This is a genomic window from Rhodanobacter thiooxydans, from assembly GCF_030291135.1.
Taxonomy (GTDB): domain Bacteria; phylum Pseudomonadota; class Gammaproteobacteria; order Xanthomonadales; family Rhodanobacteraceae; genus Rhodanobacter; species Rhodanobacter thiooxydans_A.
Genome location: NZ_CP127409.1, coordinates 88,294 through 100,513 on the forward strand (window position 1 = coordinate 88,294; position 12,220 = coordinate 100,513).

General features: G+C 68.3%; 11 protein-coding genes. 2 read left to right on the forward strand and 9 right to left on the reverse strand.

The window, feature by feature from the left end; genetic code table 11:
• Positions 1-2: 2 nt before the first annotated feature.
• The 5 genes from QQA13_RS00385 to QQA13_RS00405 form a co-directional block, all read right to left on the reverse strand.
• Positions 3-1,400, reverse strand: a complete 1,398-nt coding sequence (locus QQA13_RS00385) for a cytochrome c (RefSeq protein ID WP_108472234.1) — start codon at positions 1,398-1,400, stop codon at positions 3-5.
• Positions 1,397-3,040 carry a GMC family oxidoreductase gene (locus QQA13_RS00390; RefSeq protein ID WP_108472233.1) on the reverse strand — a complete coding sequence of 548 codons (1,644 nt, stop codon included), beginning with the start codon at positions 3,038-3,040 and terminating at the stop codon, positions 1,397-1,399. The genes QQA13_RS00385 and QQA13_RS00390 overlap by 4 nt, the downstream gene beginning before the upstream one ends.
• A gap of 14 nt (positions 3,041-3,054) precedes the next feature.
• Complete coding sequence (locus QQA13_RS00395; protein ID WP_108472232.1) at positions 3,055-3,582, reverse strand: sugar dehydrogenase complex small subunit; 528 nt, start codon at positions 3,580-3,582, stop codon at positions 3,055-3,057.
• 415 nt (positions 3,583-3,997) lie between these two features.
• The gene (locus QQA13_RS00400; RefSeq protein WP_108472231.1) at positions 3,998-5,317 is read right to left on the reverse strand and encodes a PQQ-dependent sugar dehydrogenase; all 1,320 of its coding nucleotides are present in this window, start codon (positions 5,315-5,317) and stop codon (positions 3,998-4,000) included.
• Entirely contained in the window at positions 5,310-5,753 is a 444-nt protein-coding gene (locus tag QQA13_RS00405) for a DUF2231 domain-containing protein (protein ID WP_108472230.1), read from the reverse strand. The genes QQA13_RS00400 and QQA13_RS00405 overlap by 8 nt, the downstream gene beginning before the upstream one ends.
• A gap of 482 nt (positions 5,754-6,235) precedes the next feature.
• On the opposite strand from QQA13_RS00405, the gene QQA13_RS00410 reads away from it, so the two are divergent.
• Positions 6,236-8,242: a TonB-dependent receptor family protein gene (locus tag QQA13_RS00410; protein WP_108472275.1), complete on the forward strand. Its 2,007-nt coding sequence runs from the start codon at positions 6,236-6,238 to the stop codon at positions 8,240-8,242.
• 28 nt (positions 8,243-8,270) lie between these two features.
• Here QQA13_RS00410 and QQA13_RS00415 read toward each other — a convergent pair whose 3' ends face one another.
• The 4 genes from QQA13_RS00415 to QQA13_RS00430 all read right to left on the reverse strand — a co-directional run bounded on the left by QQA13_RS00415 (position 8,271) and on the right by QQA13_RS00430 (position 11,214).
• Positions 8,271-9,230, reverse strand: a complete 960-nt coding sequence (locus QQA13_RS00415) for a cation diffusion facilitator family transporter (RefSeq protein ID WP_108472229.1) — start codon at positions 9,228-9,230, stop codon at positions 8,271-8,273.
• A gap of 74 nt (positions 9,231-9,304) precedes the next feature.
• Complete coding sequence (locus tag QQA13_RS00420) at positions 9,305-9,877, reverse strand: NADPH-dependent FMN reductase (protein WP_108472228.1); 573 nt, start codon at positions 9,875-9,877, stop codon at positions 9,305-9,307.
• 145 nt (positions 9,878-10,022) lie between these two features.
• Positions 10,023-10,568, reverse strand: a complete 546-nt coding sequence (locus tag QQA13_RS00425) for a Dps family protein (RefSeq protein ID WP_108472227.1) — start codon at positions 10,566-10,568, stop codon at positions 10,023-10,025.
• Positions 10,569-10,602: 34 nt separating this feature from the next.
• A complete protein-coding gene (locus QQA13_RS00430; RefSeq protein WP_108472226.1) occupies positions 10,603-11,214 on the reverse strand; it encodes an NAD(P)-dependent oxidoreductase in 612 nt (203 codons plus the stop codon).
• Between the two features lie 197 nt (positions 11,215-11,411).
• Between QQA13_RS00430 and ygiD the strand changes: the two genes are divergently transcribed.
• Complete coding sequence (ygiD, locus tag QQA13_RS00435; protein WP_234411358.1) at positions 11,412-12,209, forward strand: 4,5-DOPA dioxygenase extradiol; 798 nt, start codon at positions 11,412-11,414, stop codon at positions 12,207-12,209.
• The last annotated feature ends 11 nt before the right edge of the window (positions 12,210-12,220 follow it).

A 12,220-nucleotide genomic window follows, 5' to 3' on the forward strand; every position in this document is an offset into this window, starting at 1 on the left:
GGTCAGGCCTGGCCGGAGGAAGGCCGGCGCCGTTTGCGCCGGAGCCACAGAACGATGATGGCAAGGAGCAGCAGCACCGCCAGCATCGCCAGCCGTACCAGGGCGACCAGGTGCGATGGCGCGCCGCCGCTGCGCAGATTGGCGACCTGTGTTGCGGTGATCCGTGCGGCGGGGTTGCCATAACGCAGCGTCAGGTAATTGCCGAGGGTGGCGACCTGCTGATCGGACAGCGCGTGCGCGAAGCCCGGCATGCGCACGCCGGAGTCGCCGGTCTGCCAGCGGATGCCGTCGAGGATCACCAGCACCAGGTTGGCGGTGTCGGCGCGGCCGGTGGCGGTGTTGTGGAACAGCGGCGGCAGGCCGCCGTCGAAGCTGCCTTCACCGCTGGCCTGGTGGCAGCTGGCGCAGTGCGCGTCGTAGAGCTGCGCGCCACTCCACTGCTCCGCGTCGTCGGGCAGGGCGGTGCCGCGCTGGTCGGCGATCCCGTCGAACGCTGCGCCCCAGCCGTCGACGGGCCGGGTGTCGGCCGGGTCGTGTTGCGCGGGGACTGTCTTCAGGTAGGTGGCGATCGCCTGCAGGTCCGTCGGTTCGAGATGCTGCAGGCTGTGCTCGACCGCCTCGGCCATCGGCCCGGCTGCCTGCGCCTTGCCGCGGGCATGGCCGAGCCGCAGGTAGTCGACCAGCTCCTGTTCGCTCCAGTTGCCGATGCCGCTGTTCGCATCGGACGTGATGTTCGGCGCGTGCCAGCTGCCGACCATGCCACCGGCCAATGCCTGCGACGGGCGTTCGGCCATCAGCAGGTTGCGTGGCGTGTGGCAGGTGCTGCAGTGGGCCAGCCCGCGTACCAGGTAGGCGCCGCGATTCCACACAGCGCTCTCGGCCGGGTCGGGTGTGAACGGCTGGCGGTCTAGGAACAGCAGGTTCCACGCCGCCATCGACAGGCGGATGTTGAACGGGAATGGCAGCCGGGTCGGCGCCGGTTTGCTGTCCACCGGCGCCACGCCGTGCATGAAGTACGCGTACAGCGCGTGCACGTCGTCGTCGGTGAGCTGCGCGTAGGCGGTGTACGGCATCGCCGGGTACAGGTGGGCGCCGTCGGCGCGGATGCCCTTGCGCACGGCGTCGCGGAACTGCGCCTCGCTGTAGTGGCCGATGCCGGCGCCGGTCGACGGCGTGATGTTGGTGCTGATGATGTTGCCGACCGGCGTGGGCACCGTCAGCCCGCCGGCGTACGGCTGGCCGCCGAGCACGGTATGGCAGGCCGCGCAGTCGCCCGCGGTGGCCAGGTACTGGCCACGTTGCAGCAGGGCGGCGTCGGCGTTGTCGGCGGCGCTGGCAGGCGTGGCGACGAGCAGGCCGAGCAGGGCGAGCAGCGGGATGCAGCGGATCAGCGCGTTCATGCCAGGTCCGCCTCGTGGCCGGTGTGCGCCGTGGCCGCGCGCGCCTGTTTCGCCGGCAGGATGTGCTCGGCGGTGCGCAGCGCCAGCGCCACCGCGGTGAGCGTGGAGTTCATCGTGGCCGCGGTGGGCATCACGCCGGTGCTGCAGACGAACAGGTTCTCGTGGTCGTGCGTGCGGCCGAACGCGTCGACCACCGAGCTGGCCGGATCGTTGCCCATGCTCATCGTGCCGGTGATGTGCTGGTTGTTGGCAAACTGGCCTTCCGCGCTGTAGCGCAGGCCGGTACCGCCCATCAGCTCGGCGATGCGGGCAAAGTCGGCCTTGGACACTTCCGCGGCGCGGCGCGTGTAGTCGTCGATCGCATAGTGCGCCTCCGGTTTCGGGATGCCCATGGCGTCCTTCTCCGAGCTGAGCGCGATGCGGTTGTCGGGGTTGGGCAGCACCTCCAGCACGTTCTTCACGTTGACCTGCCGCGCGGCGCGCCAGCGCAGCTGCCTGGCGAACTCCGCGCCGTACACACCTTCCTTGATCAGGTCGTTGGTGACGCCATACACCTGCGAGATGTTGGTGAAATCCAGCCGGTACGGCGCGTGCTGGCTGCGGAATGCGCCGTCGCGCAGCGTGTTGATCGAACTGGGACTCTGCGGGCCGCGGCCCAGCCACAGTTCCTCGTCGGCGTAGAAGGTGAGCGAGGTGCTGGGGTGGTCCATCAGGTGGCGGCCGACCATGCCGGAGCTGTTGGCCAGCCCGTTCGGGTACTTGCTGCTGGCCGACAGCAACAACAGTTTCGGGCTCTCGATGCCGTTCGCGGCGAGGATGAAGGTCTTGCCGGTGACGCGGTGTTCGCTCTTGTCCGGCGCGTAGTAGTGCACCGCGGCAATGCTGCCCTTCGTATCGTGCTCGATGCGGTAGACCACCGCGTTGGGCAGCACCTTCGCGCCCGCCGCCTCGGCCGCTTCCACCGCGTTGATGCCCAGGTACTGCGCGTTGACCGGGCAGATCGGCTGGCAGCTGTTGTTGCCCACGCAGGCCGGTCGTCCGCCATAGCTGCGGCTGTTGCGCGCCACCGTGTTGGCGACCACCGGGTACGTCGGTGCCAGTCGTTCACGGAAGCGGCGCATCGACCACGGTTCGGCCACCGGCTCCATCGGGAACGGATGCTGGCGCGGCGAGCCGGTGTTGTCCGCGCCGGCCACGCCGAGGATTTCCTCCGCCTCCTGGTACCACGGGTCGAGTTCCTCGTAGCTCAGCGGCCAGTCCACGCCCACGCCGTACAGGCTCTTGATGCGCACGTCGTTCGGTACCAGCCGCCACGCCTGCGCGGCCCAGTGCCAGGTGGTACCGCCCACCGCGCGGATGTACTCGGCCGGGTAGGCATACGGACCGGCCTGTTTCAGGTAGCCGTTGTCCTTGGGCACGTAGATCGGATGCGGCGCCCACGGCGACGGCGGGTACGGCGCCATCCAGTTGCCTTTCAGCGGCGAGTTGCGGAACGCGGCGACGATGCGGGCGCGTTCCAGCCGCGGTCCCGCTTCCAGGATCAGCACCGAGGCGCCCTGCTGCGCCAGCCGGCGCGCGGCCAGCGCGCCGACGATGCCCGAGCCGATCACCACGATGTCAGCCGACTGCTGTGCGGACATGCGCTGCCACTCCTTCAGACGGGTTTGCCGGTCCAGCTGCCATAGCTGCCGTAGGCATAGGTCGGCGGCTTCAGCACGTCGGCCACGATCACCGCGTTGAGTGCGGTCTCGTAGGCGACGCAGCGCGCGCCTTCGCCGTTGCCGATCACGCCCAGCATCCAGGCACTCATGATCTGGCGCGGCAACGGCGCCAGCGACGAGTGCTCGCCGTCCAGCACGCCCTGCAATTGCAGCGGGTCGATGTGGCGTTCGTTGATCAGGGCCAGCAGCGCCTGCACGTCGGCCGAAAAGTTCGGATGGGCGGCGGCGAGGGCGTCGTGCAGGCGTGTCGCCTGCGCAGCATCCAGCGCCTGCCGACCCACCAGGATTGCCGACAGCGCGGTAAACGCGCCGAGGTCGGCGCGCGGCGCCGGTTGCGCCAGCGCCCAGGGGATCAGCGAGGCGGTGTAGGCGGTGAGCAGGCCAGCCAGCAGGCGCCGCCGCGCAGGATCGGCAGGGGTATCGCACCGGGCGTCGATGCTCTCGGGCGGGTTCGTCGTCATGATGTTCCCCCAGGTTGATGCCCCTGCCCGGCAACTTGCCGGACTCGGCAACGCTACTCTGCTGCGGGCTCAACACAACGTGAAAAATCCGGGCCGGCGAAAGCCTCGGCGCGTGGTTGGCGCCTCACGAAAAGTAAAGGCATTGCCGGATTTTCTGCAGCATCGCCGCAGCCATGCTGACCGGAAAATCTTGCGGTATCTCCACCTCGCAGCGTGATGGCCCACGACGGCGTCGATCCTTCCATCGATCGCGTCGAGCCGGGCGAGCATCGCCGACCGCGCGGCATACAACGTGGTGCCGCGGGCGGAGCCGTTGGTCTGTCGTCATGAGGCGTGGCCGGCGTTCGCCGGCCACGCGAGTGGCGAGGTCATCAGTGTGGGGCCAGTCACTGACCGGCTGGCTCCGCGCCGGTGTTCAGGGCGAGGCAGCGGTGACGCGCCAGACCGCGTCGCCCACATCGTCTGCGATCAGCAGTGCGCCGTCCTTGTCCTGCGCCAACCCGACCGGTGCACCGTACAGCTGCGATTCGTCGTCCGAGTAAAAGCCGGTGACGAGCGGTTCGGGCACGCCGGTCGGCTTGCCGTCCACGAACGCGACATGGACGACGGCGTAGCCGCTCAGTGGCGAGCGGTCCCAGCTGCCATGCTCGCTGACGAAGGCCCCGTTGTGATACTTCTCCGGCAGCGCGTTGCTGTCCGAGAACAGCAGCCCGAGCGCGGCGACGTGCGAGCCCAGCGCATAGTCGGGCTTGATCGCCTTCGCCACCAGGTCGGGCCGCTGCGGCATGACGCGGCTGTCCACGTGCTGGCCGTAGTAGCTGTACGGCCAGCCGTAGAAGCCACCTTCCTTCACCGAGGTCAGGTAGTCAGGCACCAGGTCCGCGCCGATCTCGTCGCGCTCGTTGACGATCGCCCAGAGCTTGCCCGTATGCGGCTCGATCTGCAGCCCGGTCGGGTTGCGGATGCCTGAGGCGTAGATGCGACTGCTGGCGCTGGCCACGTCCACCTCCAGCACGTTCGCGCGCCGGTATTCCTGGTCGATGCCGTTCTCGGTGATGTTGCTGTTGGAACCGACGCCGACGTACAGCTTGCGGCCGTCCGGGCTGGCCACCAGTGCCTTGGTCCAGTGGTGGTTGATGGTGGCCGGCAGGTCGGTGAATTCCACGCCGGGTGTGGTGATCTGCGTTTCGCCGGTGACGTACGGGAACTTCACGATCGCGTCGGTGTTGGCCACGTACAGAGTGTCGCCGATCAGCGCCACGCCGAACGGCGAGTGCAGGTGCTCGATGAAGACGTGCTTCTCCCACTCGCCACCGGCGTTGCCGGTGTGGCGCAGCAGGGTGATCCGGTTGCCGCCTTTCGCACCCTTGCCCGAGAGGTTCTTGACCTTGTTGGCGATCAGCTGCTTCGGCGTGGTCACCGGCTCGGAGCCGGGGCCGTTGGATTCCACTACCAGGATGTCGCCGTTGGGGAGGGTGTAAAGCTGGCGCGGGTGCATGAGTCCGCTGGCGATCTTTTCGATCCTGAGCCCGGCCGCCACCTTCGGCGCCTGGCCCTGCTGCCAGCCGGCATAGCGGGGAACCTGCATCGGCGGGACCAGGAAGTTGCGGGCGCCGGGCAGCGGCGGGGCGTCGCCCGACTGCTGCGCGGGTTGATACGACGCCTTCCCGCTGCATGCCGCCAGAATCACCCCGAAGACCAATGCCAGCACACTGCGAAGGACGATCTTATTCATGGATGTACTCCTTCGCTGCAGAGTGCTGCACGGCCATCACGAGGTGGGCGATGGCCAGCAGGATGACCGTGCATACCGAGAGCCATACGCCGGTGGGAACCACTGCGTAGGCGTCGCGGCTGTGCACGAACGCATTGAAGATCGCCGCGACGATGGCAAACAGGTTGAGCCAGAAGTCCAGCTTGTCCGCAGGTCGGGCGATATATCGCGAGGTGATCCAGACCTGGGCGAGGTTGACGAGGCGCGGGATGATCGCGAGCAGCAGGCCGAACACGATCAGCCAGGCGGCGCCCTTGTTCCACAACACGCCGGCGGTCCGCATATAGAGGATGTCGAAAATCAGCGCGGCGACAAAGAAGCCGAACGGAAGGGGGTTGAGCAGGCCATAGATGGCGTTGGCCAGGGTGGAGCGATGCGGTGCGACGCGCGAGTTCACGGGCAGCTACCTCTGCGGGAAGGATGCTATGGGCGGCGAGAACGATCTGCGCAGGAGCCGGTGGAGGGGCGGCCATCGGGCGCTCTGCCGGTCCCCCCACCCACACTTCCGGGCCTCCGGCAACACCGGAAATCGTGGCCCGCCGCTCGGGATATTGGGAGTAACAGCGTGACGCGTTCGTGACACGCCTTGCCGTCGGAGCTTCGTGACACACTGGTGGCATGTGTCCGCGTGTCCTCGATTATTCCGCCCCGGCTTTCGTCGCGTCGGCTTTGCCCGGGGGCGGTTCCGGGCCGGGTGGCGGTTCGTCCGATCGTGCCCCCGCTGGCAGAGTTGCGGTCCGCTGGCCGGTCGTCGCGATCCTGCTTTGCCTGGGGTTCGCCCAGCAACGGGTTGTCGCCCAAGAGCCCGTGCCGGCGAGGGTTGACCCGGCCCGTACGGCGCCGCCGACCTTGCCCGCGGTGCAGGTCACTGCGATCCGCATGGACATTCCCCCGTTCGACCTGCCCGCCGCGCTCAGCATGGTGCAGATCGATCCCGCCGCATCCGGCCAGCCGGGCGTGAACCTTTCCGAGTCGCTGGTCGGCGTGCCGGGCATCCTTGCGCGTGACCGGCAGAACTATGCGCAGGACGTGCAGATCTCGATCCGCGGCTTCGGTTCGCGCGCAACTTTCGGCGTGCGCAGCATCCGCCTGTATGTGGACGGCATCCCGGCGACCTTGCCGGACGGGCAGGGCCAGGTCTCGCACTTCAACTTCGATTCGGCCGACCGCGTCGAGGTACTGCGCGGCCCGTTCTCGGTGCTCTACGGCAATGCCGCCGGCGGTGTGGTGCAGCTGTGGAGCGCGGAAGGCACGCCGGTGCCGGTGACCACGCTGGGCGTGAACGCCGGCAGCCACGACACCTTCCGCACCAGCGTCGACACGCGCGGCACGCTGGGGCCGGTCGACTACAACGTCGCCGGCTCGCTGTTCCTTTCCGGCGGCTATCGGCGGCACAGCCGGGTGCGCCGCGAATCGGACAACGCCCGATTCGGGGTGGACCTGGGCGACGGGAAGAAGCTCACCATCGTGGCGAACCGCCTGAACCAGCCGGTGTCGCAGGATCCGCTCGGCCTCACTCGCGCGCAGGTCGACGTCGATCCGCGACAGGTCGCCGCGGTCGCCATCCAGTACGACACGCGCAAGCGCATCGAGCAGAACCAGCTGGGCGCCATCTACGAGCAGCCGCTGGACGGCGACGACCAGGTGCGGGTGATGGGCTACTTCGGCCAGCGCAACATCGCGCAGTACCAGTCGATCCCGGTGAGCGCCCAGCGAAGCCCGTTGTCGGCGGGCGGCGTGGTGGCGCTGGATACCGACTACGGCGGCCTCGACGCGCGCTGGACCCGCACTGGCCAGCTGGCCGGTCGCGACGTCGAGTTCGTGCTGGGCGTGAGTGCCGACGGGCAATGGCAGCATCGCCGCGGCTACGAGAACTTCGTCGGTGACACGCTGGGGGTGACCGGCGCGTTGCGCCGGAACGAGGACGACAATGTCGACAGCGTCGACGAGTACGCGCAGTGGTACTGGCACTTCGCCGAACGATGGTCGCTGCTGCTCGGCATGCGACATGACGACGTGCGCTTCCGCGCACGCGACCACTACGTCACGGCGACCAATCCGGACGACAGCGGCGGGGTGAACTACACGGCCACCACGCCGGTGCTCGGGCTGGGCTTCCGGCCCAGCGACGACCTGCGGCTCTACGCCAGCTACGGCAAGGGTTTCGAAACGCCGAGCTTCAACGAACTCGGCTACCGCAGCGATGACCGGCCTGGCCTGGCCTTCGACCTGCGTCCGGCACGCAGCCGCAACCTGGAGCTGGGTGCCAAGTGGCAGGTCACGCGTGCACTGGCCTTCGACACGGCGGTGTTCCGCGCCGATACGCGCGACGAGCTGGCGGTCAGGACCAGCCAGGGCGGCCGTTCCACCTACCAGAATGTCGGCGACACGCGGCGCCAGGGCGTCGAGTCGTCCCTGACCGGGCAGCTTGCCGACGACTGGCAGATCAGCGCCGGCTTCACCCGCCTGCAGGCACGTTTCCGCAGTGCGTTCCTCGCCTGCCGGGCCACACCCTGCACCGCGGTCAGCACGCCGGTGGCCGCGGGTACCCGCATGCCGGGCGTGCCCGAAAACTATGGTTCCTTGCGCATCCGGCACGGCGGCGAGCTGGGCTGGCATGAAAGCCTGGACCTGACCGGCGTGGGTGCGGTCAGCGTCAACGACACCGGCACCGATCGTGCGGCCGGCTATGGCTTGCTGGGTGTCGACGCCGGCTACACCTTTGCCTTGGGCAAGGACACGCGACTGCAGCTCAGCGCCCGCGTGGACAACCTCGGCAACCGCCGCTACATCGGCTCGGTGATCGTCAACGACAGCAACGGGCGCTATTTCGAACCTGGCCCTGGCCGCACCTGGATGCTGGGGGCGCGCCTGGTTTTCCACTGATCCGGCGCCGCTTTGCACGCGATGCGGGCTACTCGTCCATGCCGCCGCCGAAGCGTCGATGCACGGACGCCGCGTAGGCCTCGGCGGTTTGCGGCTTCACGAACAGGGCGACCACTTCCGGATGGCGGCGGCGGATATCGAGTTCGAGCCGGTGCACCAGCTCCTCGATCACGGACGCGCGCACGTCGTCGAGGAACGTCAGGCTGAGCGCGACGACGACCTGATTCGGCGCAAGCTGCACCGTGATCAGCCCGTTGGCGCGGGCGATCGCGTCGTGTTCGCCCGCCATGCGCATGATCGACGCGCCGAGCCGGCGATCGGCCCGCTCGCCGATCAGCAGGCTCTTGCTTTCGCGCGCCAGCAGGGCGGCGACGACGGCGAGCACCAGACCGATCAGGATCGAGGCGACGCCATCGAAAACCGGCGCATCGAGCGTGGTGGCGGCAAACGTGCCGAGGGTGGCGATCGCGATGCCCAGCAGGGCCGCGCTGTCCTCGAACAGCACCATGAAGGATGGCGGGTCCTTGCTGCACAGAAAGGCCTCGTAGTAACCAAGCGGTCCCTTGGCCGCCTTGAACTGGCGCAGCGAGATCAGCCACGACGCGCCCTCGAACACGAAGCACAGGCCGAACACCACGTAGCTCACCAGCGGGCGGCTGATCGGCTGCGGCTGGCGGACGTGGACGACGCCCTGGTAGATCGACACGCCCGCGCCCAGCGCGAACACCATCAGCGCGACGATGAAACTCCAGAAGTACAGCTCGCGACCGTAGCCTAGTGGGTGCTCCAGGTCGGCTTGCTGCGTCGAGCGGCGCATGCCGTGCAGCAGTAACAGTTCGTTGCCGCTGTCGACGAACGAATGGACGGCCTCGCTGAGCATCGCCGAACTGCCGGTGCCGATCGCGGCGGCGGTCTTGGTGAGGGCGACCAGCAGATTGCCCGCCAGCGCGGCATACACGCTCAGGCGCGTGGAGGATATGGAGGCCATGGACTTCCCCGCCGTCGTCGCTGCACTGGTCCAGCGTCGTTGCCGCCGGTTCCGGCGGCAACGATGGCGACGGCCTAGTCTTCCCTGGGCAGTACGGTGAGCACGCGCTCGATGAAGACGTGCAACTCCTTCATGTAGTTGCTCAGGAACTCGGCGGTGGAGTCGTTGCTGACCGTACCGTCTTCGGCGATCAGGCCGGGGCTGAACTGGATGTACGCCTCGATCGTGTTCATCAGCGGCGAATTGCAGAAGCACAGCACGCCGCGCAGCTGCTGCTGGGCGACCGCGGTGCCGATCGAGCCGGGCGAGGTGCCGATCACGCCGGACGGTTTGCGCGCGAACGAGTTCTTGCCCCATGGCCGGCTGGCCCAGTCGATCGCGTTCTTCAGCGCGCCGGGAATCGAGCGGTTGTATTCCGGGGTGACGAACAGGATCGCGTCGACCCCGGCGATCGCCTGCTTGAACGCGCGCGCCACCGGCGGGTAGTCGGCATCGTAGTCGTAGCTGTACAGCGGCAGGTCGCGGATCGGGATCTCCACCAGCTGCAACGTGGGCGGTGCGAGCCGGACCAGCGCCTTGGCCAGCAGGCGGTTGATGGAGCCCTTGGCGAGGCTGCCGACGATGTAACCGACCTTGAACGTAGTCATGGGAACTTCCTCGTGGGTGACGTGCTGCGGTGCCGCTGGAATCGCCGCGGCGGGTGATCTCTCAATGGCAGGCCGGGTTTGCTGCGCCCGCCATGGTGAAGAAGGGGATGGTGGCCGGCGCTGCGTGTGGCGACATGCGCGGCAGTCAGTGCCCGCTGGAATCGCCGCGGCGGCTGGTCTCGAACAGGAACCAGGTGCGCCGCTCGGTCTCGTCGATCCATTCCTCGATCAGGCTGGCGGTGGCGATGTCGTGGCGCTCGTCGCACACGCCGTGGGCCTCGCGCAGGCGCGCGGCCAGCGCCTTGTTGTCCTCGCGCAGCTCGGCCAGCATGTCGGCCGGTTCGACGTACTCGGCGTCGTTGTCGTCGACGCGCTGCAGCCGCGCGATGTGGCCGATCGAACGCAGCGTACTGCCGCCGATCTTGCGGATGCGTTCGGCGATCGGGTCGGTCATTGCGAACAGCTGGTCGCCCTGCTCGTCGAGCAGCAGGTGGTAGTCGCGGAAATTCGGCCCGCTCATGTGCCAGTGGAAGTTCTTGGTCTTCAGGTACAGCGCGAACACGTCGGCGAGGATCGCATTCATGGCGCCGCTCACGTCGCGGGTGGCGCGGGCGTCGAGGTCGGTGGGGGTGGCCAGCGGGGCATGCTGCAGGCGCTGCGCGGAGGCCTTGTTGGAGCCGGATTTCTTCATGGGGCGAGTCCTCTGGTCGGAATGTTGGTGAATATCAGTAGCCCACCGTGAAACGCTGCCGCGAGTGCTTCGGCGCTTCCAGTTCGTCGACGAGGGCGATCGCGTAGTCCTCCATCGAGATCCAGCTCTTGCCGTTCGCGTCGGTGAGCAACTGATCGCTGCCCAGCCGGAACTTGCCGGTGCGCTCGCCGGGTACGAGCTCGGCCGACGGCGACAGGAAGGTCCAGTCGAGCGTGTGCTCGCCGCGCAAGGCGTCGAGGAAGCGGCGGCCGCCCTCGGCCTCGGGCCGATAGGCCGCGGGAAAGCCCGGGTCGTCCAGCAGGATCTGGCCCGGCGCCACTTCCAGCGTGGCCGCGCCGCCGACCACCAGCAGGCGGCTGACTCCCGCCTGCTTTACCGCGGCGATCAGCGATGCGGCGTCGGTCGTGGCGAATTTCAGCGCGCTGAGCACCGCGTCGTGGCCGGCCAGCAGCGGTGCCAGTTGCGCCGGCTGGTTGGCGTCGCCGTGCTTGAGCAGCAGCTGCGGCTGGCGGGCCACCGTGCCGGTGTCGCGGGCGATGCCGGTGACCTGGTGGCCGCGCCGCAGCAGTTCCGCCAGCAGGCGCGAGCCGACGCGGCCGCTGACGCCGATCAAGGCGATATTCATGGTTGTCTCCCAGTGGCTGCATCGGGTTGATTGCCGGTTTCGTCTGTACCGGCGGGATGGTCAGAAGTGGCGCGACGCGTGCGGTGCGAATGGCCGTCCATTCACGACCCATGGTGCCGCGCCGCCTATCACGCCAGACTAACGCCGCGAATGTCAGCAATACGTGGATGTGAACCGTCACGAGTGGAGGGCTCCCGATGCCTGAGCGAGATACCCCGGCGACCCGGATGCCGACGATCTTCTTCGGCCATGGCAATCCGATGAACGCGCTGCACGACAACGCCTGGACGCAGGGCTGGGCGGCGCTCGGCCAGCGCCTGCCGCGGCCGCGCGCGGTGCTGTCGGTGTCGGCGCACTGGTACCTGCCCGACACCGCGGTGACCGCGATGGCGGCGCCGCGCACGATCCACGATTTCGGCGGCTTCCCGCGCGAGCTGTTCGAGGTGAACTACCCCGCGCCCGGCGACCACGAGCTGGTGCGTCGCGTGCGCGAACTGCTGAACCCGCTGCCGGTACGCGCGGACCTGTCGTGGGGGCTGGACCACGGCACCTGGTCGGTGCTGCGCCACGTTTATCCCGATGCCGACGTGCCGGTGGTGCAACTGTCCATCGACGAGTCGCAGCCGTCGGCGTTCCACTACGGCCTGGGCCGGCTGCTGCGGCCGTTGCGCGACGAGGGCATCCTGCTGATCGGCAGCGGCGACGTGGTGCACAACCTGCACAGCTATGCCTGGGGCCGGCACCCGGCCGAACCGTTCGACTGGGCACTGCGCTTCGAGGCGAAGGCGCGCGAGCTGATGCTGCGCGGCGATCACCAGGCACTGACCGATTACGAAGCGCTGGGCCGCGACGCGGAGTTGTCGGTACCCACGCCGGATCATTACCTGCCGCTGCTGTACGTGCTCGGTGCCAGCCACGAGGGTGACACCGTGACGTTCCCGGTCGAGGGCATGGACGGCGGCTCGATCTCGATGCTGAGCGTGCAGTTCGGCTGAGCGCCGACGGT